Origin of the sequence: Microbacterium sp. Root280D1 (assembly GCF_001428975.1) — a bacterium.
Lineage (GTDB): Bacteria > Actinomycetota > Actinomycetes > Actinomycetales > Microbacteriaceae > Microbacterium.
Genome location: NZ_LMJK01000003.1, coordinates 735,542 through 758,219, shown reverse-complemented (window position 1 = coordinate 758,219; position 22,678 = coordinate 735,542). Strand labels below are relative to the sequence as shown.

Annotated in this window: 22 protein-coding genes; 11 read left to right on the top strand and 11 right to left on the bottom strand. The window is 68.5% G+C overall.

All coding sequences use genetic code 11. The features are described 5' to 3' along the window. Position 1: 1 nt before the first annotated feature. Positions 2–265: an HPr family phosphocarrier protein gene (locus ASE34_RS16155; protein ID WP_072591532.1), complete on the top strand. Its 264-nt coding sequence runs from the start codon at positions 2–4 to the stop codon at positions 263–265. Between the two features lie 8 nt (positions 266–273). On the opposite strand, the gene ASE34_RS16150 is transcribed toward ASE34_RS16155, so the two are convergent. Continuing rightward, positions 274–2,196, bottom strand: a complete 1,923-nt coding sequence (locus tag ASE34_RS16150) for a BglG family transcription antiterminator (RefSeq protein ID WP_056280070.1) — start codon at positions 2,194–2,196, stop codon at positions 274–276. Positions 2,197–2,361: 165 nt separating this feature from the next. Between ASE34_RS16150 and ASE34_RS16145 the strand changes: the two genes are divergently transcribed. The 8 genes from ASE34_RS16145 to ASE34_RS16110 all read left to right on the top strand — a co-directional run bounded on the left by ASE34_RS16145 (position 2,362) and on the right by ASE34_RS16110 (position 10,091). After that, a complete protein-coding gene (locus tag ASE34_RS16145; protein WP_053096993.1) occupies positions 2,362–2,679 on the top strand; it encodes a PTS sugar transporter subunit IIB in 318 nt (105 codons plus the stop codon). Continuing rightward, entirely contained in the window at positions 2,676–2,957 is a 282-nt protein-coding gene (locus ASE34_RS16140) for an HPr family phosphocarrier protein (RefSeq protein WP_053096995.1), read from the top strand. Before ASE34_RS16145 ends, ASE34_RS16140 begins: the two co-directional genes overlap by 4 nt. Continuing rightward, positions 2,954–4,639, top strand: coding sequence for a phosphoenolpyruvate--protein phosphotransferase (ptsP, locus tag ASE34_RS16135; RefSeq protein ID WP_082586683.1), 1,686 nt, complete (start codon positions 2,954–2,956; stop codon positions 4,637–4,639). The genes ASE34_RS16140 and ptsP overlap by 4 nt, the downstream gene beginning before the upstream one ends. Then, positions 4,636–6,270 (top strand): PTS mannitol transporter subunit IICB, encoded by a 1,635-nt coding sequence (locus ASE34_RS16130; protein WP_056280068.1) that lies wholly within the window; start codon positions 4,636–4,638, stop codon positions 6,268–6,270. Before ptsP ends, ASE34_RS16130 begins: the two co-directional genes overlap by 4 nt. A gap of 67 nt (positions 6,271–6,337) precedes the next feature. Then, a complete protein-coding gene (locus ASE34_RS16125; protein ID WP_056280066.1) occupies positions 6,338–6,769 on the top strand; it encodes a PTS sugar transporter subunit IIA in 432 nt (143 codons plus the stop codon). Continuing rightward, positions 6,769–7,926: a mannitol-1-phosphate 5-dehydrogenase gene (locus ASE34_RS16120; RefSeq protein ID WP_056280064.1), complete on the top strand. Its 1,158-nt coding sequence runs from the start codon at positions 6,769–6,771 to the stop codon at positions 7,924–7,926. The genes ASE34_RS16125 and ASE34_RS16120 overlap by 1 nt, the downstream gene beginning before the upstream one ends. An 85-nt stretch (positions 7,927–8,011) precedes the next feature. Continuing rightward, the gene (locus tag ASE34_RS16115; RefSeq protein WP_056280063.1) at positions 8,012–9,331 is read left to right on the top strand and encodes a flavin-containing monooxygenase; all 1,320 of its coding nucleotides are present in this window, start codon (positions 8,012–8,014) and stop codon (positions 9,329–9,331) included. 10 nt (positions 9,332–9,341) lie between these two features. Next, on the top strand, positions 9,342–10,091 hold the full coding sequence (locus tag ASE34_RS16110; RefSeq protein WP_082586707.1) for an alpha/beta hydrolase: 750 nt from the start codon (positions 9,342–9,344) through the stop codon (positions 10,089–10,091). Between the two features lie 19 nt (positions 10,092–10,110). On the opposite strand, the gene ASE34_RS16105 is transcribed toward ASE34_RS16110, so the two are convergent. The 10 genes from ASE34_RS16105 to ASE34_RS16060 form a co-directional block, all read right to left on the bottom strand. After that, the gene (locus tag ASE34_RS16105; RefSeq protein WP_053097007.1) at positions 10,111–10,968 is read right to left on the bottom strand and encodes a carbohydrate kinase family protein; all 858 of its coding nucleotides are present in this window, start codon (positions 10,966–10,968) and stop codon (positions 10,111–10,113) included. Positions 10,969–10,997: 29 nt separating this feature from the next. Beyond that, on the bottom strand, positions 10,998–12,101 hold the full coding sequence (locus ASE34_RS16100) for a polysaccharide deacetylase family protein (protein WP_056280060.1): 1,104 nt from the start codon (positions 12,099–12,101) through the stop codon (positions 10,998–11,000). Between the two features lie 3 nt (positions 12,102–12,104). Further along, the gene (locus tag ASE34_RS16095) at positions 12,105–13,220 is read right to left on the bottom strand and encodes an adenosine deaminase (RefSeq protein WP_056280058.1); all 1,116 of its coding nucleotides are present in this window, start codon (positions 13,218–13,220) and stop codon (positions 12,105–12,107) included. Positions 13,221–13,272: 52 nt separating this feature from the next. Next, positions 13,273–14,565 carry a thymidine phosphorylase gene (locus ASE34_RS16090; protein ID WP_056280056.1) on the bottom strand — a complete coding sequence of 431 codons (1,293 nt, stop codon included), beginning with the start codon at positions 14,563–14,565 and terminating at the stop codon, positions 13,273–13,275. Further along, entirely contained in the window at positions 14,562–14,960 is a 399-nt protein-coding gene (locus ASE34_RS16085) for a cytidine deaminase (protein WP_042536471.1), read from the bottom strand. The genes ASE34_RS16090 and ASE34_RS16085 overlap by 4 nt, the downstream gene beginning before the upstream one ends. A gap of 7 nt (positions 14,961–14,967) precedes the next feature. Beyond that, positions 14,968–16,254: an ABC transporter permease gene (locus ASE34_RS16080; RefSeq protein ID WP_056280054.1), complete on the bottom strand. Its 1,287-nt coding sequence runs from the start codon at positions 16,252–16,254 to the stop codon at positions 14,968–14,970. Further along, positions 16,251–17,570, bottom strand: a complete 1,320-nt coding sequence (locus ASE34_RS16075; protein WP_056280053.1) for an ABC transporter permease — start codon at positions 17,568–17,570, stop codon at positions 16,251–16,253. Before ASE34_RS16075 ends, ASE34_RS16080 begins: the two co-directional genes overlap by 4 nt. Then, complete coding sequence (locus ASE34_RS16070) at positions 17,567–19,081, bottom strand: ABC transporter ATP-binding protein (RefSeq protein ID WP_053097019.1); 1,515 nt, start codon at positions 19,079–19,081, stop codon at positions 17,567–17,569. Before ASE34_RS16070 ends, ASE34_RS16075 begins: the two co-directional genes overlap by 4 nt. Positions 19,082–19,242: 161 nt before the next feature. Then, positions 19,243–20,355: a BMP family lipoprotein gene (locus ASE34_RS16065; RefSeq protein WP_053097021.1), complete on the bottom strand. Its 1,113-nt coding sequence runs from the start codon at positions 20,353–20,355 to the stop codon at positions 19,243–19,245. Between the two features lie 147 nt (positions 20,356–20,502). Beyond that, positions 20,503–21,618, bottom strand: coding sequence for a mannose-1-phosphate guanylyltransferase (locus tag ASE34_RS16060; protein ID WP_053097023.1), 1,116 nt, complete (start codon positions 21,616–21,618; stop codon positions 20,503–20,505). Positions 21,619–21,797: 179 nt separating this feature from the next. On the opposite strand from ASE34_RS16060, the gene sdhC reads away from it, so the two are divergent. Next, complete coding sequence (sdhC, locus tag ASE34_RS16055; protein WP_072591539.1) at positions 21,798–22,232, top strand: succinate dehydrogenase, cytochrome b556 subunit; 435 nt, start codon at positions 21,798–21,800, stop codon at positions 22,230–22,232. Next, the gene (locus tag ASE34_RS16050) at positions 22,232–22,675 is read left to right on the top strand and encodes a succinate dehydrogenase hydrophobic membrane anchor subunit (protein ID WP_053097025.1); all 444 of its coding nucleotides are present in this window, start codon (positions 22,232–22,234) and stop codon (positions 22,673–22,675) included. The genes sdhC and ASE34_RS16050 overlap by 1 nt, the downstream gene beginning before the upstream one ends. Positions 22,676–22,678 lie beyond the last annotated feature (3 nt).

Sequence of the window (22,678 nt, the reverse complement as noted above, 5' to 3'; positions counted from 1 at the left end):
CATGCCGAGAAGACATGTCGTGATCAGCGCGCACAACGGGGTGCACGCGCGCCCCGTCGCCGAGCTCGTGCGGCTCGTGCAGGCGCATTCGCACGCGGTGACCCTGCGGACGTCGTCGGGCGCGGTCGTGGACCTCAGCAGCGTTCTCGCGCTGATGGACCTCGCACTCGCGCCCGGCGATGCCGTGGTGCTCGAGACGGCGGACTCGGCCGGCGCCGACGCCGTGCTCGACACCCTCGCCGGCGTCCTCGACCCTCGGGGCTGACCCGGCGGTCACCCGTCGATGACGGCGACGAGCTCGTCGAGGAACGCCTCGAAGGTGGTGCCCCGGCGGAGGATTCGCTGCACGCTCTCCCGTTCGCTGAACACCTCGACGAGCTGCTCGAACACCGTCTGGAACGCGGCGCGGTCGCTCTCGCTGAAGGCGGCGAGAGCGACCACCTGCACGCGGCCCTCACCCCACGCTGCCGACCCGTCCGTCACGCCGATCGCGATCGCGGTGCGCGTGGCGGTCATCTGGAGCGCGTGCGGCACCGCGAGCGCGTCTGTGAACGCCGTCGACGACATCCGTTCGCGGAGGATGGTGTTCTCGACGTAGTCGTCGCCGATCAGCCCCGCATCCACGAGGAGACCGCCCAGTCGCCGGATGATCGCCTCCTCCCCCGCATCGGGCAGCGGATAGACGAAGGCGTCGGCATCGAAGTATCGTGCGAGCTCGCCACGGAGCCTGGTGAGGCGTCGGCCCCGCCGGACGCGTGCCGCGGCCTGCTGGATCCGGTCGACATCGGCATCCGTGAGGAACGGCTGGATGCGGACGAAGCGATCGCCGGCAGCGCCCGGCTCGATCGTGCTGAGCACCAGGTCGGTGTCGAACGACGCCCAGTCCGGGTCGACCTTGGTGATGACGCTGGTCACCTCGATCGCGGACCCGAGCGAGCGGTCGACGCTCGATCGGAGCAGCTCGTGCAGCTCGTAATACCCCGGGCACACGATGGTCGCGGTGAGGATCGACTCGGCCTTGCGGCTGCGCTCGAGTCGTCCGCCGACGTGCATCGCGATGTAGGCGATCTCGTCGTCGTGGATGGGCGTGCCGAGGCGATCGTGCAGTCCGCTGGCGATCGAGACCGCCACCTCGAAGATCATCGGATACGAGGTCTTGAGCGAGCGGGTGAGCGGATTGCGGGTCAGCGCGCTCTCCTCGGCGCGACGCATCAGGTTCTGCACGTGCAGGGCGAGGCGCAGCACGAAGGTCTCGTCGACCAGGTCGACTTGGAAATCCTCCGCCGCCCTCGCGATCTCCGCCCGCACGGCCGCCTCGACACCCGGGTCCACGCCGCTGCGGGCGACATCGCCCGCAGCGTCCTCCCCCGGAGCCACGATGCGCGTGAGGACGAGGGACGCGAGATGCCCGCTGTCCCCGTCGCCCAGCGCGACCGAGAAGTGCTGCTGGGCGAGCCGGGCGATCACAGCCCCGACCCGCGGGATCTCCTCCCGCGCACCGGCAGGACCGGCTTCGAGCGCGTGGCCGGCCGCAACCCTCTCGGCGGCGATCGCGATGTGCAGAAGGACATCGGAGATCGCGAGCTCGTTGACGTAGTAGCCCTGTTCTCCGAGTTCGCGCACGAGCTCGGACTTGAAAGGCCCGACGGCGTCGGCGGCGATGACTCCTCCGGCGAGCGCTCGGCGGAACGTCTCGGGGTGGAACGACGCGGCATCCATCTCGTCATGTGCGAGTCGCGACAGCAGACGACGCTGTGCCGCCTCGTTGCCTCGCAGTCGCACGATCTCGCGGTCTCTCTCGAGTGCGAGATCGGTGCCGTCGAGCAGTGTGCGGACGCGGGCGAGGTCCGCCTCGAGAGTGGCTTCGCTCACATGGAGCGCACTGGCCGTGGCGAAGACGTCGACACCTTCCGGCACATCGAGCAGGGTGCGGACGAGACCGTGCAGTCGGTCACGCGGGGCGGAGTCGCCGCTCTGACGCGTGCGCAGTGCGTCGCGAGCCCCCGACCCGGCGCGGTATCCCGCCGGGCCCGACTCGACGGCATCCGCTCCACCGGTTCTCGCGTTCAGCGCGGCGACGTACGAGCGGATGCTGCGCGGGGTGACCCCGAGCTGATCGGCGAGACTGGCGGCCGTCACCCACTCGCCCTGACGGAGCAGGGACGACAGGAGCTGATCCTGACGCTGTCGCGACATGATGCTCCCTCCTCCGTGCCGACCGCACTGTCCTGACGTGACTTCCATGATGTCAGCAAGCGGGGGGCGGTGCTCCGAAACCGAGGTTCCGCAGGGGCGGAAAGGAACCTGTTGGCGAGCACACCCCCCTTGTTCCCAGACTGTTCTCAGGAAAGGTGAGCATCGATGAAGATCCTCGTGGTGTGCGGCGCTGGCGCGTCGAGCACGTTCGTCGCGCAACGACTCCGCCGGGCGGCTTCCGAAGCCGGCCTCGACTGGGACGCCGCAGCCGGCATGGAGCAGTCCGTCGCCGGCAGCGACCACGACCTCATCCTCATCGGCCCTCATCTCGCCGATCGCCTCGAGGCGATCCGCCAGGCGGCGCCCGCTCAGGTGGCCGTGCTCCCCGACGACGTCTTCGCCGATCGGGACGGCACCCGCACGCTGGCACTCGCACAGTCGATCGTCTCCAGCGCCAGGAACACCCCGAAAGGAACATCATGACCGTCTCTCGCACCGTCCGCATCGGCTCATCCCATGGACTCCACGCCCGTCCGGCGAAGCTGTTCGCACAGGCGGCGAAGGACTCGGGGATTCCCGTGACCATCGCGAAGGACTCGGGGAAGGCGGTCAACGCGGCCAGCATCCTCGGCGTGATCGCACTGGCGATCGAGCACGGCGACTACGTCACGCTGACGGCCGACGGCGACAGCGCGGAAGGCGTGCTCGACACGCTCACCGAGCTGCTCACGACCGACCATGATCAGGACGCCGGAGTATGAGCGAACTGCGTGGAGTCGGCATCGGTCTCGGAGTCGCCCAGGGCGTCGTCGTCCGGATGACCGAGGCGCTGCCCGCCCCGGAGAACACCCCCAGCGGTCAGGGAGCCGACACGGAGCGCGCACGTGTCCGCGAGGCCGTGACGGCCGTCGCACAGGAGCTGACGGCCCGCGGCGAGGCCGCCGGCGGCTCGGCCCAGGAGGTGCTCGAGGCGCAGGCGATGATCGCCGAGGACCCGACGCTGCAGGACGAGGTCGACGCACGCATCGACGACGGCGCGACGGCCGAATGGGCCGTGCATGACGCGTTCGCCGGTTTCCGGGCGACGCTCGAGGCCGTCGGGGGCTACCTCGGCGAGCGCGCCGCCGATCTCGACGACATCGCGCAGCGGGTGCTCGCCCGGCTTCGCGGCGTGGATGCGCCAGGGGTCCCCGACCCCGGGCATCCGTTCGTCCTCGTCGCTCGCGACCTCGCACCAGCCGACACCGCGCTGCTGAACCTCGATCAGGTGCTCGCCCTCGTCACCTTCGACGGCGGACCCACCTCGCACACCGCGATCCTCGCCCGCGAGAAGGGCATCGTCGCGATCGTCGGAGCGGCATCAGCCTCGGAGCTCGCGACCGGCAGCCCGGTCATCGTCGACGCCGCAGCCGGAATCGTCACCGTCGATCCGACCGACGACGAGAAGGCGCGCGCCGAGCAGCGCGCCGCCGCCCGCCGTTCGGCGGACGCCGCACCACTCACTCCCGGCGCCCTCGCCGACGGCACGCCGATCCCGCTGCTGGCGAACCTGGGGAAGCCTGCAGACGCATCCGATGCCGTCGAACGCGGGGCCGAGGGCGTCGGGCTGTTCCGCACCGAGTTCCTGTTCCTCTCGTCGGCGCAGGCGCCGACGGTGCAGCAGCAGCGAGAGTCCTATCGGGAGCTGCTCGCGGCCTTCCCCGGCAAGAAAGTCGTCGTGAGGATGCTGGATGCCGGCGCCGACAAGCCGCTGGCGTTCCTCAACGACGCGCACGAGGAGAACCCGGCCCTGGGCCTGCGGGGGCTGCGTGCTCTGCGGGCGAGCGAGGACATCCTGCGCGAGCAGCTGACGGCCCTCGCCGAAGCGGATGCCGCGACCGAGGCGGACCTCTGGGTCATGGCGCCGATGGTGGCGACCGTCGAGGAGACGCAGTACTTCACCTCGCTCGCCCGGGAGTACGGCCTGAAGACCGCCGGTGTCATGGTCGAGATCCCGTCCAGTGCGCTGCTCGCCGACCGGATCCTCGCGCACGCCGACTTCGCCTCGATCGGCACGAACGACCTCACGCAGTACACGATGGCCGCCGACCGTCTGCTCGGCTCCGTCGCGGCGTTCCAGGATCCGTGGCACCCCGCCGTGCTCCGTCTCATCCGTGAGGTCGGCACGGCAGGTGCCCGGCTCGGCAAGCCGGTCGGGATCTGCGGTGAGGCCGCCGCCGATCCGATGCTCGCCGTCGTGCTCGTCGGGCTCGGCGCAACGAGCCTCTCCATGGCGCCGTCCGCCCTGGCGGACGTGCGTCACACCCTGTCGCAGCACACTCTCGACGAAGCCCGCAACTTCGCCGGACTCGCACTGGCGGCGGACGACGCCGCCGGTGCTCGCCTCGCCGTGGCTGACGCCGCGGCACCCCTCCCCCCTCACCAGAAAGAGACGACATCATGACGACGACGTCACCCGCCGCCACGAAGGCAGGCGGCCTCCGAACGGGCGTGCAGCGCTTCGGCACGTTCCTCTCGGGCATGATCATGCCCAACATCGCCGCGTTCATCGCGTGGGGATTCATCACGATGCTCTTCATCCCGGCCGGATTCTTCGGGTCCGAGAGCCCGTTCGGCTGGCACTGGGCCGGTGTCGCCGAGACCATCGGCGGCGGCGGCGATTCCGCAGTGGTCGGCTGGCAGGGCGCCATGACCGCGGTGGCCGAAGGCGCCGACGGCAACATCTTCGCGTACGTGGGCCTCGTCGGACCGATGGTCACGTACCTGCTGCCGCTCCTCATCGCCAACACCGCGGGCCGCATGGTCTACGGCGAGCGCGGTGGAGTCGTCGCGACGATCGCGACGATGGGTGTCATCGTCGGCACCAACATCCCGATGTTCCTCGGCGCGATGATCATGGGGCCGCTCGCGGCCTGGATCACCAAGCAGATGGACCGGATGTGGGACGGCAAGATCCGCCCCGGCTTCGAGATGCTGGTGAACAACTTCTCGGCCGGCATCCTGGGCATGATCCTCGCGATCGTGGGATTCTTCGCCTTCGGTCCCGTGATGCTCGGCATCAGCGCGGTTCTCGGCGGTGCCGTCGACTGGCTGGTCGCGCTGAACCTGCTGCCCCTCGTGTCGATCATCGTGGAGCCCGCGAAGGTGCTGTTCCTGAACAACGCCATCAACCACGGCGTGTTCACTCCGCTCGGCATCGAGCAGGCGGCCGAGACCGGCAAGTCGATCCTCTTCCTGATCGAGGCGAACCCCGGTCCGGGCCTCGGTCTGCTGCTCGCGTTCTCGTTCTTCGGCGTCGGTGCGGCCAAGGCGTCTGCGCCCGGAGCGGCGATCATCCAGTTCTTCGGCGGCATCCACGAGATCTACTTCCCGTACGCGCTGAGCAAGCCGACCACCATCCTCGCCCTGATCGCGGGTGGCGCGGCCGGTGTCACGACCAACATGGTGCTCGGAGGCGGCCTGGCGTTCCCGGCAGCCCCCGGCAGCATCATCGCCGTGACCGCGGCCGCCGTCGGCCCCGGCGTCCCGAACCTGCTCGTGGTCTACCTCTCGGTGATCATCGCCGCGGTCGTCACGTTCCTCATCACCGGCGTCATCCTGCGGGCCTCCCGCAAGCGCGACCTCGAGGCCGAGGGCGACAGCTTCGGCGACGCGATCGCACAGACCGAGGCGAACAAGGGCAAGTCCTCCGCCGCGATGGACGCCCTTCGCGCCTCGTCGGGTACGGGAACTGCCGGAGCAGCCGCTGCGGCTGGCACGGGCGTCGCCACGGACCGTCGCATCGAGAACATCGTGTTCGCCTGCGACGCCGGAATGGGATCGTCGGCCATGGGCGCGAGCGTGCTGCGCAACAAGTTCAAGAAGGCAGGGGTCGAGGGCGTCACCGTCACGAACCAGGCCATCGCGAACCTCGACGGCAGCGCCGACCTGGTCATCACCCAGCAGCAGCTGACCGACCGGGCGAAGGCGCAGTCGCCGAACTCGGTGCACGTGTCCGTCGACAACTTCATGAACTCTCCGAAGTACGAAGAGGTCGTCGAGATGGTGCGCGAACAGCGCGACACCGACGCGTGACAGACCAGGCGGGGCGGGTGCTGCGGCATCCGCCCCGCCTCCACATACTCAGAAAGAAGGAATCACCATGAGCGTTCTCACCCTCGATCAGGTCCGCATCCACTCCGGAAGCAGCACGCAGGAGGAAGCCCTCCAGGAGGCGACCGACATCCTCGTCGCGGCAGGCGCCGTCACCCCCGCCTATGTCGACGCGATGCGTCAGCGCGAGCAGACGGTCTCGACCTACATGGGCAACGGTCTGGCGATTCCGCACGGCACGAACGACGCCAAGGATGCGATCCTCGGATCCGCGCTGTCTGTCGTCCGCTACGACGGCGGAGTCGACTGGGACGGGGAGGCCGCGACGTTCGTCGTCGGCATCGCCGGCCGTGGCGACGAGCACCTCGAGATCCTCTCGCAGATCGCGATCCTGTTCTCCGATGAGGACGACGTCGCGAAGCTCAACGCGGCGCAGACGCCCGACGAGCTGTACGCCCTGCTCTCGGCGGTGAACGACTGATGAAGGCCGTGCACTTCGGCGCGGGCAACATCGGCCGCGGATTCGTGGGGCTGCTCCTGCACGAGGGTGGATACGAGGTCGTGTTCTCCGATGTCGCCGACGCTCTCGTCGACGCCATCAACGCCGTCGATTCGTACACGGTGCACGAGGCCGGACCCGGCGGCACCGACCACGTGGTGACCGGCTTCCGGGCGGTCAACAGCAGGACCGATCCGGATGCCGTGGCCGACGAGGTCGCGACCGCCGATGTGGTCACGACGGCGGTCGGACCGACCGTGCTGCGCTTCGTCGCCCCCACGATCGTCGCGGGCCTCGCCCTGCGCCCTGCCGGAGCCGCTCCCCTGCAGGTCATGGCCTGCGAGAACGCGATCGGGGCGACGGACACCCTCCGGGCGGAGATCGAGAAGGCGGCGGGCGCGGACGCCGAGGAGCTGCTGTCGCGTGCGGTGTTCGCGAACACCGCCGTCGACCGCATCGTCCCCGGTCAGCCCGCAGACGGCGGCGTCGACGTCACGGTCGAGCCGTACTTCGAGTGGGCGATCGAATCCCAGGCCTTCGGCGGCGCGCTGCCGAACATTCCCGGCGCTCATTTCGTCGACGATCTCGCCCCGTACATCGAGCGCAAGCTCTTCACGGTGAACACCGGCCACGCCGCGACGGCGTACTTCGGCGCACGGGCCGGCATCGAGCGCATCTCCGACGCCCTGGCCGACCCCGACATCGTCGCACGCGTCTCGGCCGCTCTCGAGGAGACCTCCGCGGTGCTGGTCGCCGAACACGGGCTCGACCCGGCCGAACTGGCCGCGTACCGAGCGACGATCCTCGAGCGGTTCCGCAATCCGGCGCTCGTCGACACCGTGCAGCGGGTCGGCCGTCAGCCGTTGCGCAAGATCTCCCGACACGAGCGCTTCATCGGACCGGCGGCGATGGCTGCCGAGAGAGGGCTCTCCACGATCGCGCTGGTCGGCGCGGTCACCGCAGCGCTCGAGTTCGAGGATCCCGATGACGAGCAGGCGGTCGAGCTGCAGCAGCTCCTGCGCACGGAGGATGCGCTGGCGTTCACCTCGTCCGCAACGGGGCTCGACCCCGAGCATCCGCTGTTCCCGGCGGTCCGCGACGCAGTCGTCTCCCGTCAGACAGCACTGAACGCCTCCTGACGACGTCGCACGCCGTGTTCTGCGCCCTCTGCCGATACGATCGGCGGAGGGCGCAGTGGCGAGCACAGCGAGGTGCGGGAGCAGCATGAACAGATACGCCGTCATCGGTGCAGGTCCGTCGGGCCTCGCCGCCGCTCGGGCGCTGACGAAGCGCGGCGTCGGGATCGACGGGTACGAGGCCTCGACCGGTGTGGGCGGCCTGTGGGACATCGACAACCCCCGCAGCACGATGTACGAGTCCGCGCATCTGATCTCCTCGCGCACGACGACCGAGTTCGCCGAGTACCCCATGCGTTCGACCGTCGACTACCCCGACCATCGGACGCTGCGACAGTACTTCGAGGACTATGCCGAGCACTTCGGTCTCACCGGGCTCTTCCGGTTCGAGACGACCGTCACGCGACTCGAGCCGCGGGACGACGGCTGGGATCTCACGAGCTCGGGGCCCGACGGCGAAGAGACCCGGTGGTACGCCGGCGTCGTGCTCGCGAACGGCACGCTCGCCGAACCGAACGTGCCGACCTTCGTCGGAGAGTTCAACGGCGAGATCATGCACACGAGCGAGTACAGGTCGGCCGCACAGCTCACCGGCCGGCGTGTGCTGCTGATCGGGGCGGGGAACTCGGGGTGCGACATCGCGGTGGATGCCGTGCACCACGCCTCCTCGGTCGACATGAGCGTCCGCCGCGGCTATTACTTCGTCCCGCGCTATCTGTTCGGCAGGCCGAGCGACACCCTGAATCAGGGCCGTCCCCTGCCCGCGCGCGTCAAGCAGGCGGTCGACAGCCGGGTGCTCCGGGCGTTCACCGGCGACCCTGCGCGCTTCGGTTTCCCGAAGCCCGACTACCGCATCTACGAGGCTCATCCGATCGTCAACACGATGATCCTCAATCACCTCGGGCAGGGGGACCTGCGTATCCGCCCCGATGTGGAGCGCCTCGACGGCACGACCGTGCGCTTCCGGGACGGGACGTCCGACGACTACGATCTGCTCCTGCTCGCGACCGGATACCGGCTCGACTACCCGTTCGTCGACCCACAGCACCTGCACTGGAGCGGCGCGGCACCACGGCTGTTCCTCCACGTCTTCCCCGCATCGTTCAACGGTCTCTTCGTGATGGGCATGATCGAGGCGTCCGGCATCGGCTGGCAGGGGCGGTACGAGCAGGCGGAGCTGCTGGCCGCATACCTGGACGCGGCGGAGAACGATCCGCCTCGGGCGGTGCGATTCCGCGATCGGGTGACCTCCGAGCCGTGGCCCGATCTGACCGGCGGCTACCGATACCTGCGCCTCGACCGCATGGCCTACTACGTGAACAAGGACGCATATCGGGGTGCGGTGCGACGCGAGCGATCAGCGCTCGAGCGGCCCCTCCCCGAGCACGCTCACATCCGCACCCCGTAACGTGGGGCGAGTGCAGAAGAAGCGTGGTCGTCGTGTCCTGAAAGTGATCCTCTGGGGAGTCGTCGGCGTCCTCGTGATCGGCATCGTCGGAATACTCGCCTGGAGCCAGATCGGCGTCATGTCGGCCGAGAAGGATCCGCTCGCCAGCGTCGAGGACAACTCCGCCATCCATGTCGAGGACACCGAGCAGGGGATCGTGCTCGCCCCGGCCGACGGCGAATCAGACCTCGGCCTGGTGTTCGTGCCCGGTGCGAAGGTCGATCCGTGGGCGTACGCACCGATCCTGCAGAGCCTCGCCGAAGAGGGCGTCACGGTGGTGATCACCCGCCCGTGGCTGAACCTCGCGTTCTTCGATCTGCGCGGTCTCGACTCCTTCACCTCTGCGGCCCCCGACATCGATGACTGGGCGGTCGGCGGACACTCGCTGGGCGGCGTGCGCGCGTGCCAGCTCGCCGCGGATGCCGAGGCACTCGTGCTGTTCGGCTCCTACTGCACGACGGACGTGTCGGACACCGATCTCGCCGTTCTCAGCATCTCGGGCAGCGAGGACGGACTGTCGACGCCCGAGAAGATCGCCGACGCTCGTGACCTGCTGCCGGCCGACGCCGAGATGGTCGAGATCGAGGGAGCGTCGCACGCGTCGTTCGGCGACTACGGGCCCCAGGCCGGTGACGGCGAGCCGACGATCTCGAGCGACGAGATGCACGCACAGGTCTCTGAGATCCTCGATGCCTTCATGGCGGACGTCGCCGCGCGCTGAGCAGCGTCGACTGCTCCGCTCAGCCGATGACGGGGTCGAGCAGCGGATGCAGGTGCCGTGTGCCCAGCACGGATGCCGCCGCGCGTGAGCCCGCAGCGAGGGCGTCCGGAACGCAGGCCCCCGAGAGCCGGGCATCGAGGACGCCGGCCAGGAACGCGTCGCCCGCGCCATTGGTGTCGACGACATCGACCGGCACGGCTGCGACACGGTGTTCGGTGCCGTCTGCGTCGATCGCGACCGCCCCGTCGGCGCCCAGGGTGCACACGGCGAGCGAGGCGCCGCCAGCGACGCATGACCGGAGGAAGCGCACCGGATCGGCCAGACGGTCGGCGTTGCAGAACACGGCCTGCGCTGCAGCGAGGAAGGGCCGGTGGAACTCGGATTCGCCGTCGTAGTCGTGCACGTCGACCCAGATCGGGCGCCCGGTCGCGACGGCCGCGGGGAGGAGTCGTAGCGGCTCGGCCGCGAGGTCGAGCACGATCACCTCAGCGCCGCTCATCGCGGTGTGCAGAGCTGAGTCATCTCTCCCGTCCGTCGCCGAGGGGGACGCGAGATACAGCGAGACTCGCTTGCCCTCGCGGGTCATGAGGTTCAGATGGCGCTCGGTGGCGTCGCCCGTTCCCCACCGCGCACGCACACCGGCATGTGCGAGCGCATCGCGCACGCGGTGTCCCGGTTCATCCGCCGCGGTGAGGGCGTACAGCAGAGCGGAGCGCCCGAGCGAGGCGAGTGTGAGGGCCTTCCCCGCGCTCGTGCCGCCGACGGTCTCCCAGGTCTCCTCGGCGAACTGCATGTGCGGCACCGGCTCAGGCAATCGATCGAGCACGACGATCGAGTTCCACGATGCCGGTCCGGCTATGAAGACGGTGGCGGTCATGAGTACATCCTGCCGTCCGAGACCCCGCTTCAGCCGATCCGCTTGATGAGCGAGTCCAACCCCATGCCGTAGTCGATCCGCACGACGGGCAGGGCGAGCTTGTCCGTGCCGATCTCGACATACCCGGGCTCGATGGTCCGCGCCATCTCGAACCCGGCCTGAGCGACGCCCTGCTTCGACGTGTCGTCGAAGTGACCGAACGGATACGCGATCACCTCGCGCACCCCGAGCACGTCGGCGGATGCGTTCAGATCGGCGGCGATCTCGTCCGCCGTCCAGTTCACCATCCGGCCCTTGCCGTTGTCGCCGGCCTGATGCATGTCGTGCGTGTGAGATCTGCGAAGGACGTACATCGACGGCGCGGGGTCCTGGCGGTCGGCGGTGATCATGAACGAGGTCGACAGCAGCCTGTGCGCATCGATCACCGGAACCGCGAGGTCGAACCAACTCTGGTCGGCGTCGTCGTCGGTGATGATCACCGAACGAGCAGGCAGCGACAGTCGACCGTCGATGAACGCGCTGAGCTCATCCCAGGTCGGCAGGTAGAAGCCCGTCGTCGCGATGTGGTTCATCTGCGCCTCGAAGTCGCCGATGTACGCGTAGTTGCCGCGGAGCCAGCCGGTCTCGCCCTCGGGGTTCGAGGTGAACTGGTGGTACATCAGGATCGGGACCTGCACGTCCGCCGCGGCATTCGCCTCGGGCGTCGTCCACGCCGCGAAGAGCTCGATCTGCTGATCGACGCACACGACGGGGTCGGCTCCGTTGATCCGCGCGGCGACCGTGCCCCCGGCGGCATCCGCTGCGGTCGAGTACCAGCCGGCGAACACCCGACCGTCCTGCGCCGGTATCGGAAGCGCCACGTACAGTGCGTCCTGCCGCTGCAGCATCGGTTCCTGCGGCGCACCGTCGCCGATGAAGCTCACCGCGCACGCGAGCGGGTCGCCGGCATCCGCGACGAGCTGCTGCGCAGGTGTCAGCGGACGCTCGATGGCGTCGCCGCCCGCTCGCGGCACGAGCACCTCGGGCACTCGGGTCGACCATGAGAAGGCCGCGATTGCACCGCCGACGACGATGACGACGGCGCTGACGATCACTGCGACGCCGATACGGCGTCGCTTCCCCCCGGAAGCCATGATCTAGATGTCGAATCCGTCGGCGATCATCTCGACAAGCTCCTCGCGCTCCTCGACGGGCAGAAAGGCTCCGGCCGCCGCGTTGAACTGGAAGGTCTCGAGATCGTCGAGATCGTACTCGAACGCCTCGACCAGGAGCGACAGCTCCCGGGTGAGCGAGGTCGCGCTCATGGTGCGGTTGTCGACGTTGACCGTCACGGCGAAGCCGAGCTGGTAGAGCAGGTCGAAGGGATGGTCGGCGAGCGTGTTGCCCCACGACGCGATCGCGCCGGTCTGCAGATTCGACGACGGGGACAGCTCGAGCGGGATCTCTCGGTCTCGCACCCAGCGGGCGAGGTCGCCGAACTGGACCTGCACCTCGTCGCCCTCCTGCGTGATGACCTGCAGGTCCTCGGCGATGCGCACGCCGTGGCCGAGTCGCAGCGCTCGCCCGTCGATGAGCGCCGAGCGGATCGAGTCCGGCCCGGCAGCCTCCCCCGCGTGGACGGTCACAGGGAAGAAGTTCTCCGCGAGGTAGTCGAAGGCGGCGCGATGGTTCGACGCCGGGAATCCGTCCTCGGGACCGGCGATGTCGAAGCCGACGACCCCTCGTCCGCGGAAGCCGACGGCGAGCTCGGCGATCTCGCGCGAGCGGTCTGTGTGGCGCATGGCGGTGATCAGCTGACCGACGCGGATGCTGTGGCCGTCGCGATCCGCGGCGTCCTCACCCTCCTCGATCCCCTGCTGCACAGCCTCGACGGTCTGCTCGAGGGTGAGCCCACGCGTGAGATGCTGCTCGGGCGCCCAGCGCACCTCGCCGTAGATCACGCCGTCGTGCGCGAGATCCTGCACGAACTCGCGAGCGACACGGGTCAGGCCCTCCTGCGTCTGCATCACAGCCGTGGTCAGATCGAAGGTCTTGAGGTACTCCACCAGCGACCCCGAGTCGCCCTGCTTCGCGATCCACCTGCCGAGAGCGGCCGGCTTCGATTCGGGAACCTCGAGCCCGATCACATCCGCCAGCTCGATGATCGTCGAGGGTCGCACCGCGCCGTCGAGATGGTCGTGCAGCGACACCTTGGGAAGGCTGCGCAGGGATGCCCCCTGGATGGTGACATCGCCGTTCGCGTCGATCGACATGGGGATTCCTCTCGGTCGCGGATTCGCTCTGTTCAGGCTAGCGGTCGGCGGATCAGGCCGTGATGCGCTCCCGCACGATCGGCCCTGCGGCCGGAGCCTCGTCGCCGATCGCCCAGGACCCCTCGAGCGCCTCGAGAGCGCGGGGGAACCGAGCCTCGTCGGCTGCCGAGAGCGTGAACAAGGGCTGTCCGGCCGCTACTCGATCACCGGGCTTGGCGTGCAGGTCGATCCCGGCCTCGAAGATCACCGGGTCCTCAGCCCGCGCGCGCCCCGCACCGAGACGCCACGCCGCGATGCCGAACGGCAGCGCGTCCATCTGCGACACCACGCCGTCGCGGGGAGCCGTGACCACATGGGTCTCGCGGGCCGTGGGCAGCGGCGCGTCGGGGTCGCCGCCCTGAGCGCGGATCATGGCCTTCCACCCGTCCATCGCGCGTCCGTCGTCGAGAGCGGCCTCCACGTCGGCATCCGGCTGTCCTGCGAGCGAGAGCATCTCGCGCGCCAGGGCGATCGTCAGTTCGCGGACGTCGGCGGGTCCTCCTCCGGCGAGCACCTCGACGGACTCGCGAACCTCGTTCGCGTTGCCGATCGCGCGACCGAGCGGCACGTTCATGTCCGTGAGGAGGGCGGTGGTGGCGACGCCGGAGTCCGTGCCGAGTGCGACCATGGTGCGCGCGAGCTCGCGTGCCCGGTCGATGTCCTGCATGAACGCACCGGAGCCGAACTTCACGTCGAGCACGAGAGCGTCGGTGCCCTCGGCGATCTTCTTCGACATGATGCTCGAGGCGATCAGCGGGATCGCCTCGACGGTGCCGGTGACGTCGCGCAGCGCGTAGAGCTTCTTGTCGGCGGGCGCGAGGCCTGAGCCTGCCGCGCAGATCACGGCGCCCACATCGCCCTGCATCTGGGCGAACATCTCCTCGTTGCTGAGCGCGGCGCGCCAGCCGGGGATCGACTCGAGCTTGTCGAGCGTTCCGCCGGTGTGGCCGAGACCGCGACCGGAGAGCTGCGGGACCGCCACCCCGAAGACCGCGACGAGCGGAGCGAGCGGAAGAGTGATCTTGTCGCCGACGCCGCCCGTGGAGTGCTTGTCGACCGTCTTCTTGCCGAGGGTCGCGAAGCTCATCCGCTCCCCCGACGCGATCATCGCGTCGGTCAGCACGCGGATCTCGTCGCGCTCCATGCCGCGCTGGAAGATCGCCATCGCGAACGACGCCATCTGTGCGTCCGAGACGTAGCCGCGGGTGTAGGCGTCGACCATCCAGCGCAGCGCCTTCTCGGGCACCGCACCGCCGTCGCGCTTGGCACGGATCACATCGACGGCGTCGAAGGGCTCAACGCTCATCGGGCGTCCTCCAGGTCTCGGGGGCCGAAGGCGTCCGGCAGTACTTCGTCGATGGTCCGGATGCCGGAGACGGTCTCCAGCAGCATTCCGGGCATCGCGTGTTCGTAGAGCAGCTGACGGCAACGGCCGCACGGCATGATGGTCTGCCCGTCGTTGTTGACGCACACGAAGGCGACGAGCTGGCCGCCGCCCGACATGTGCAGGTCGCCCACCAGCGCGCACTCGGCGCACAGCGTCACCCCGTACGAGGCGTTCTCGACGTTGCAGCCGGCCACGATGCGGCCGTCGCCGACGAGCGCGGCGGCTCCGACGCGGTAGCGGGAGTACGGCGCATAGGCCTTGGTCATGGCGTCGGTCGCGACCTGACGGAGCTCGTCCCAGTCGATGTCTGTCATGTCTCTCCTAGGACTTGATGTACGGCTTGCCGCTGGCTGCCGGACCGCGGATCTGACCGGCGAAGCCGGCGACCGCGAGCAGCGTCACGACATACGGGAGCATCAGCATGAACTCGCCGGGGATGGGGGTCTTGAGGATCGACAGCAGGTTCTGCAGGTTCGTGGCGAAGCCGAACAGCAGCGCCGCGAGCGTCGCGCGGATCGGATCCCACCGGCCGAAGATCACCGCGGCGAGGGCGATGAAGCCGAGGCCGGCGGTCATGTCCTTGCCGAACTGCGGCACCGAGACCAGCGTGAAGTACGCTCCACCGATTCCGGCGATCGCGCCCGCGAGCAGCACATTCCAGAACCGGGTCGCATTGACCTTGATGCCGACCGTGTCCGCGGCCTGCGGGTGCTCGCCGACCGCACGGACGCGGAGTCCCCACTTCGTGCGGTAGAGCCCCCAGGCGACGATCGCGACGGTGATGAACATCAGGTACACGATGAAGGTCTGATTGAAGAGCACCGGGCCGATGATGGGGATGTCGCTCAGCAGCGGGATCTCGATGCGGCTGAAGCGCACCGGCGTGTTGAGGGCGGCCTCGTTCGGCGCGAGCAGTGCGCCGTAGAGGAATCCGGTGAGGCCGCTGACGAGCACGTTGAGCACGACACCGACGATGACCTGCTCGACGAGGTACTTGATCGCGAATGCGGCCAGCACCGCGGCGACGAGCACGCCGCCCAGCATCGCTCCGAGGAGTCCGACGAACGGGCTGCCCGTGACGCTCGAGAGCAGAGCGGCCGCGAACGCTCCGAGCAGGAGCTGACCCTCGATCGCGACGTTGACCACACCCGCGCGCTCGCCGATGACGCCGCCGAGCGCGCCGAACACGAGCGGGACGGAGAGCGAGACGGCTCCGAAGAGCAGGCTGCTGACGGGCACGAGTCCACCCGCGCCCGCCCAGACGAGGAACCCGAAGACGGCGAGCACGCTGAACGCGATCACCAGCCAGATCGACGGCTTGCGATACGACCACGCCCGAAGGAACGCGAGCACCGACAGCAGCGCGAGGATCACGATCACGACCCAGCTGGTCGGCCCGGTCGGCAGAGCGATATCGGGCAGTGCGAACGGCGACGACGGGTCGTTCAGCCGGAAGCTGCTGGTGCCGCTGCGAGGCACGAGCAGGAAGAGGAGCGCCAGCAGCACCGTGGCTGCGGCGAGGACGATCGGCGCCTTCAGGTGCCGCTCGCGCACGGTGGCGAGCTGCACGGTTCCGTCGGCGGCTTCGCTCTGGACGAGGGAGGTCATGCGGTCACCGCCTTCTTCGCGGCTTTGGCTCTCGCCTTGGCCGCCTTCTCCGCGTCGGTCTTGGGAAGGAAGAACACCGTGCGCAGCAGCGGCGGCGCGGCGATGAACAGCACGACGAGCGACTGCACGACGAGCACGATGTCGACCGGGATGTCCTGAGCCTGCATCGAGAACGAGCCTGCCTTCAGTGCGCCGAACAGGATGCCGGCCGCGAACGTGCCCCAGGCGCGACTGCGGCCGAGCAGTGCGACCGTGATGGCGTCGAAGCCGATGCCGGCGTCGATCGTCTCGGTGATGCCGGTCGTGACGGCGCCCTGCACCTGGTTCATGCCCGCGAGACCGGCGAGACCACCGGCGAGGAGCATGGCGTAGACGTAGACGCGCTGGACGCTGATGCCGGCCGCACGCGCGGCGTGCGGGTTCTCGCCCACGGCGCGCATCCGCATGCCGAGGGAGGAGCGCTCGATCAGCCACCAGACGAACAGGGTCGCGATGATGACGATCACGAATCCGAGGTCGAGCAGAGGGAACTGCGGGCCGAGGAGCGAGGGGAACTGCGCGCTCTCAGGAGTGGCATAGCCGAGCGCCTGGTTCGTTCCGGGCTTCTGGAGCAGTCCGGGGGTGCGGATCATCCACAGCAGCAGGTAGTACGCCACATAGTTGAGCATGATCGTGAGGATGACCTCGTGGGCGCCCGTGCGTGCCTTCAGCAGACCGGCGATCGCCCCCCACAGCGCACCACCGGCGATGCCGGCGATCAGCGTCACGGGGATGTGCAGCCAGAACGGCAGGTCGAGCTGGAACGTGAGGAGTCCTGCCGCGGCGACGCCGATCAGCATCTGGCCGCGGGCACCGATGTTGAACAGACCGACGCGGAACGCGAGGGCGACACCGAGACCGGCGGCGATCAGCGGCGCGGCGAATCCGAGAGTATTGGTCAGCGGACGGATCTGAGCGGCGAAGTCCGCACCTCGTGCGTTGAAGATCGCTCCGCGGAACAGCGCCTCATAGCCGTTGTAGATGGCGTTCCATGCGGCGGCGATCGTGTCGGTCGGACGCGAGAAGAAGTACCCGGAGGCCTCGATCACGTCTTCGTTGGTGAAGGCGATCAGGATGCCGCCGACCACCAGCGCGAGGAAGATCGCGAGGATCGTCGTGACGGCGCTGCCGCGGAGCATCTCCTTGAGGATCACGTTGCCGCGCGGCGGCGGCGGGACGTCACCCGTGTCGCGCTGCGTCGTGGTCGTGTTCAGCGAGAGCTGGTCGCCGGACACGTCGCCCGCCGGTCCACTCCCCTGTGGCGTGATACCGCTCATGCGGCCACCTCTCCCTCGGCGGCGCCCGCCATCATCAGTCCCAGCGTCTCGCGCGGGGTGTCGCCGGGAACGATCCCGACGATGGTGCCTCTGTACATGACCGCGATGCGGTCGGCGAGAGCCGCGACCTCATCGAGCTCGGTCGAGACGACGACCACGGGGATTCCCGCATCCCTGGTCTCGATGATCCGCTTGTGGATGAACTCGATGGAGCCGACATCGACTCCGCGGGTCGGCTGCGCAGCCACGAGCAGCTTCAGCTCGCGACTCATCTCGCGGGCGATCACGACCTTCTGCTGGTTTCCGCCCGAGAGCGTGCCGGCCGGCGTGTGCGGTCCCTGGGTCCGGATGTCGTACTCGCTGATCCGCGCGCGGGCGAAGTCGTCGAGCGCGGCACGGCGGATGGTCCCACCACGGCTGAAGTCGGCGTCGCCCGTGCGGTCGAGGATCAGGTTCTCCGCCACCGAGAACCCGGCCACGAGCCCGTCCTCCGTGCGGTCCTCCGGAACGAAGCCGACACCGGCGTCGAGGATGCCCCGTACGCTCTTGCCGACCAGTTCCGCGCCGCCGAGGGTGATCGATCCCTCGACCCTCGCCGCGAGGCCGACGATGGCCTCGACCAGCTCGGTCTGACCGTTGCCCTGCACGCCGGCGACGGCGAGCACCTCGCCGGGTCGCACCGAGAAGTCGACGCCGTCGACGACGATCGCTCCCGCGGCGGTGAGCACCCGGAGCCCCGAGACCTCGAGGCCGCCTTCGCCGAGCCGCGGCGGATCCTTGTGCACCGTCAGCTCGACGGCGCGTCCGACCATGAGGGAGGCGAGCTCCGCGTTGGTCGCGGACGGCGACGCCTCGCCGACGATCTTGCCGAGGCGGACGATCGTGATGGTGTCGGCGACCTCGCGCACCTCGCGGAGCTTGTGGGTGATGAAGACGATGGCCGTGCCCTCGTCGCGGAGCTGACGCATGATGCCCATCAGCTCGTCGGTCTCCTGCGGCGTGAGCACGGCGGTGGGCTCGTCGAAGACCAGGACCTTCGCGTCGCGCGAGAGCGCCTTGATGATCTCGACCCGCTGCTGCACGCCGACGGGCAGATCGCCCACGATCGCGTCGGGGTCGATGTCGAAGCCGAAGCGGGCGGCGACGGCGCGGACGTGCTCACGCGCCTTCGTGATGTCGAGGGTGCCGAGTCCCTTGGTCTGCTCGTGGCCGAGCATCACGTTCTCGGCGACCGTGAAGACGGGGACGAGCATGAAGTGCTGGTGCACCATTCCGATGCCGGCGTTCATGGCGTCGCCGGGGCCCCGGAACCGCTGGACGACGTCGTCCAGGAGGATCTCGCCCTCGTCGGCCTGATAGAGGCCGTAGAGCACGTTCATCAGGGTGGACTTGCCTGCGCCGTTCTCACCGAGCAGCGCATGGATCTGACCCGGTTCGACCACCAGGTCGATGTGGTCGTTGGCCACCAGGGTTCCGAACCGCTTGGTGATACCGCGAAGTTCGAGCTTCATATCTGCACCTTATCCAGAAGTGTCATCCAGAGGAGTCCGAAGAATCTCCGGCGCATCGCACGGGGATCACCCGGATGCACCGTGAACAGTCGTCATGGTCCGTCCACGGCGCGGGGCGAGTGGCCACGTGCACCACTCGCCCCGCGCTGGAACTCGATGAATTACGGGGAGTTCGGGGACTCCACCGTGATGTCGCCGGCGATGATCTGCTCCTGCAGAGCCGAGATCTCGTCGAGCAGACCGTCGGGCAGGTCACCCTCGAAGGAACCGAAGCCCGAGAGCTTCACACCCTCGTTCTCGAGCGTGCCGACGTAGGGAGCCGGGTCGAAGTCGCCCTCGGACGCGGCGATCGTCGCATCCTCGACCGCGACGTCGATGGCCTTCATGATCGAGAAGAGGGTGACGTCCGCCACGCTCTCATCGGCGACGGCGAGGTCGCTGTCGACACCGACGAGGAGCGTGTCCTTGCCGCTGTCCGCGATAGCGGCCGCAGCGCTCTGGTAGATCGGTCCGCCGACGGGAAGGATGACGTCGACGCCCTGGTCGAGCACGCCCTGAGCGGTCTGCTTGGCCGTGTCGTTGGCGTCGAAGCCACCGGTGAACGAGCCCTTCTGCGTGGCGGTGTCCCAGCCGAAGACCTCGACGGCGCCCGACTTGTCCTCGTTGTACTTCTCGACACCGAGCTGGAAGCCGTCCATGAACACGGCGACCGACGGGATCTGCATTCCGCCGAAGGTGCCGACCTTGTTCACGCCGGACTCAGCCGACCAGCCGGCAGCGGCGTATCCGCCGAGGTAGGCGGCCTGAGCGGTGTCGAAGACGAGGGGCTTGATGTTCGGGGCATCGGTGGTGCCGTCGAAGTCGTTGTCCGCGTAGTCGTCGATGATCGCGTAGTTGATCTCGGGGTTCGCGAGCGCCGACTCGACGGTCGCGGCCGACAGCTTGAAGCCGACGGCGACGATGAGCGAGCAGCCTTCCGAGACGGCGGTCTCGAGGTTGGGCGCGTAGTCGTTGTCGTTGGCCGACTCGAACTCGAGCGGCTTGACGCCGAGCTCGTCAGCGGCACGATCCATGCCCTCCTTGGCGGACTGGTTGAACGACTTGTCGTTCCAGCCGCCCGCGTCCGAGACGAGGCAGGGAAGGAAGTCGGACTCAGCCTCGCCGCCGCCGGTGCCGCCCGATTCGGTCGGAGCCTGGCCGCAGCCGGCGAGTGCGAAGACGACGCCAGCGGCGATGGTTGCGCCGAGCAGCTTCTTGGTGGTGGAGATGGTCAACTCATGCCTCCTGAACGGTGCCGCGGCCCTCGCGGATCGCTCAAAGTTACCTAGTGTTTCGACTTTTGTGCACGTGCGAGGGCGAGGCGCTGACGAATGGTTACAAACCTGAAACCAAGACAGCCGATGAGCGGCGACCCCTGCTCATCAGAGCACGTCGCCCCGTCCGGTCAGCTTCAGGGACTCCACCACGCCCTTCACGCGCTGCGCGTGCTGCACCGTCGTCACGAGCAGAGCGTCCGGTGTGTCGACCACGACGATGTCCTGCACGCCCACGAGGCTGATCACCCTCGATGTCTGACTGACCAGGATGCCGCTGGCCGCGTCGGAGAGCACCCTGGCGTTCGGGCCGAGCACGGCCAGGTCGTTCTTGCGCCCGTTCGTGATGAGCTTGGTGAGGGAGGCGAAGTCCCCGACGTCGTCCCAGTCGAAGTGTCCAGGTACGACTGCGAGGCGTCCGCGACGTGCCGCCGGCTCGGCCACCGCATAGTCGATCGCGATCTTCTTCAGTCCCGGCCAGATGCGATCGACCGCAGACCCCCGACGATCGCGATCGTCCCAGGCTTCGGCGAGTTCGATCAGGCCGGCGTGGAGTTCCGGCTCGTTGGCCGCGAGTTCGTCGAGGAGGACGCTCGCCTTCGCGATGAACATGCCCGCGTTCCAGAGGTAGCCGCGATCCGCGATGTACGCCTGAGCCGTGGCGAGGTCGGGCTTCTCCACGAAGCTCTCGACGAGGGCTGCCTCGCGCGCGCCGTCGACGACCAGCTCCGGCCCCTTCTTGATGTAGCCGAAGCCGACGGCCGGCTCGGTCGGCGAGATGCCGATCGTGCAGATGTACCCCTCGCGCGCGACCTCCACGGCGTCGCGCACGGCGAACTCGAACACCCGCGTGCCGCGGATCACGTGGTCGGCGCTGAAGGATCCGATGATGACGTCGGGATCACGGCGGTGCAGGATCGCCGCGGCGAGGCCGATCGCAGCGGCGGACTCCCGCGGCTCGGACTCGAGGAAGACGTTCAGATCCGGTATTCCGGGCAGTTCGGCCTCTACCGCCGCCCGGTGAGCCCGGCCGGTGACGACGGCGATGCGATCGGCGCCGGCCAGTGGCTCGAGCCGGTCCCAGGTGTCCCGGAGCAGCGAGTGCCCCGAGCCGGTCAGGTCGTGCAGGAATTTCGGCGCGTCCGCGCGGGACAGAGGCCACAGCCTGCTGCCGATGCCGCCGGCGGGAATGACGGCGTAGAAGTCCTCGATAGGTTCGCTCACAGAGTCAGGGTATCCCGACGAAACCTCTCGACATCGAGACACTTAGGCTCGCCTTCGTCGCCCGCACCCGTCACACGGGAATAGGATGGTGTCCGATCGGCCGTGCCTGACGACAGCAGGCTCACGCTTGGAAGACGCATCGCACGCGACCGAGTCACATCGATCCAGGGAGGACGACCGTGTCCACAAGCGCTCGCTTGACACCGTCGATTTCGGAAACCACTTCCAAGACGCCGCGCGGCACCCTCTACCGGGGTCGCGAGGGCATGTGGTCGTGGGTGCTTCACCGCATCACCGGAGTCGCCATCTTCTTCTTCCTGTTGGTGCATGTGCTCGACACTGCACTCATCAGGGTGTCGCCCGAGGCCTACAACGCGGTCATCGGAACCTACAAGAACCCGATCATGGCCCTCGGCGAGGTCGTGCTGGTCGCCGGCATCGTGTTCCACGCGATGAACGGCCTCCGCATCATCGCCGTCGACTTCTGGTCGAAGGGCGCGAAGTACCAGCGTCAGCTGTTCTGGGGCGTGCTCCTCGTCTGGGGCATCATCATGGCCGGCTTCGTGCCGCGTCACCTGATGCTCGCGTTCGCCGGCTTCGGAGGAGGACACTGATGGCCGCTCAGACCGTCGCCGCGCCCATCCGCCGTCAGCGCGGCTTCAACCTCGAGAAGTGGGGCTGGGTGTTCATGCGCGCCTCGGGCGTCGTGCTCGTCGTGCTGATCTTCGGCCACCTCTTCATCAACCTGATGGTCGGCGAGGGCATCCATGCCCTCGACTTCGCGTTCATCGCGGGCAAGTTCGCCACGCCGTTCTGGCAGTGGTGGGACGTCCTGATGCTGTGGCTGGCACTGATCCACGGCGCCAACGGCATGCGCACGATCGTCAACGACTACGTGACGAACAACACCGCTCGCAAGGCGCTGACCTGGGCCCTCGGCCTGGCCGCGGCGCTGCTCATCATCCTCGGCACCCTGGTCGTCTTCACCTTCGACCCGTGCCTCGGCGTGACCGAGTCGAGCACACTGTGGGAACAGTGCCAGACGCTGGGCAAGTAGAAG

What these genes read in the sequence shown, in the direction of transcription:
- ASE34_RS16150 (WP_056280070.1), bottom strand. Translation starts at nt 2,196, where the DNA reads ATGTCGCGACAGCGTCAGGATCAGCTCCTGTCGTCCCTGCTCCGTCAG.
- ASE34_RS16050 (WP_053097025.1), top strand. Translation starts at nt 22,232, where the DNA reads ATGGCCGCTCAGACCGTCGCCGCGCCCATCCGCCGTCAGCGCGGCTTC.
- ASE34_RS16130 (WP_056280068.1), top strand. Translation starts at nt 4,636, where the DNA reads ATGACGACGACGTCACCCGCCGCCACGAAGGCAGGCGGCCTCCGAACG.
- ASE34_RS16105 (WP_053097007.1), bottom strand. Translation starts at nt 10,968, where the DNA reads ATGACCGCCACCGTCTTCATAGCCGGACCGGCATCGTGGAACTCGATC.
- ASE34_RS16070 (WP_053097019.1), bottom strand. Translation starts at nt 19,081, where the DNA reads ATGAAGCTCGAACTTCGCGGTATCACCAAGCGGTTCGGAACCCTGGTG.
- ASE34_RS16085 (WP_042536471.1), bottom strand. Translation starts at nt 14,960, where the DNA reads ATGACAGACATCGACTGGGACGAGCTCCGTCAGGTCGCGACCGACGCC.
- ASE34_RS16140 (WP_053096995.1), top strand. Translation starts at nt 2,676, where the DNA reads ATGACCGTCTCTCGCACCGTCCGCATCGGCTCATCCCATGGACTCCAC.
- ASE34_RS16155 (WP_072591532.1), top strand. Translation starts at nt 2, where the DNA reads ATGCCGAGAAGACATGTCGTGATCAGCGCGCACAACGGGGTGCACGCG.
- ASE34_RS16125 (WP_056280066.1), top strand. Translation starts at nt 6,338, where the DNA reads ATGAGCGTTCTCACCCTCGATCAGGTCCGCATCCACTCCGGAAGCAGC.
- ASE34_RS16075 (WP_056280053.1), bottom strand. Translation starts at nt 17,570, where the DNA reads ATGAGCGGTATCACGCCACAGGGGAGTGGACCGGCGGGCGACGTGTCC.
- ASE34_RS16080 (WP_056280054.1), bottom strand. Translation starts at nt 16,254, where the DNA reads ATGACCTCCCTCGTCCAGAGCGAAGCCGCCGACGGAACCGTGCAGCTC.
- ASE34_RS16090 (WP_056280056.1), bottom strand. Translation starts at nt 14,565, where the DNA reads ATGAGCGTTGAGCCCTTCGACGCCGTCGATGTGATCCGTGCCAAGCGC.
- ASE34_RS16115 (WP_056280063.1), top strand. Translation starts at nt 8,012, where the DNA reads ATGAACAGATACGCCGTCATCGGTGCAGGTCCGTCGGGCCTCGCCGCC.
- ptsP (WP_082586683.1), top strand. Translation starts at nt 2,954, where the DNA reads ATGAGCGAACTGCGTGGAGTCGGCATCGGTCTCGGAGTCGCCCAGGGC.
- ASE34_RS16120 (WP_056280064.1), top strand. Translation starts at nt 6,769, where the DNA reads ATGAAGGCCGTGCACTTCGGCGCGGGCAACATCGGCCGCGGATTCGTG.
- ASE34_RS16095 (WP_056280058.1), bottom strand. Translation starts at nt 13,220, where the DNA reads ATGTCGATCGACGCGAACGGCGATGTCACCATCCAGGGGGCATCCCTG.
- ASE34_RS16145 (WP_053096993.1), top strand. Translation starts at nt 2,362, where the DNA reads ATGAAGATCCTCGTGGTGTGCGGCGCTGGCGCGTCGAGCACGTTCGTC.
- ASE34_RS16100 (WP_056280060.1), bottom strand. Translation starts at nt 12,101, where the DNA reads ATGGCTTCCGGGGGGAAGCGACGCCGTATCGGCGTCGCAGTGATCGTC.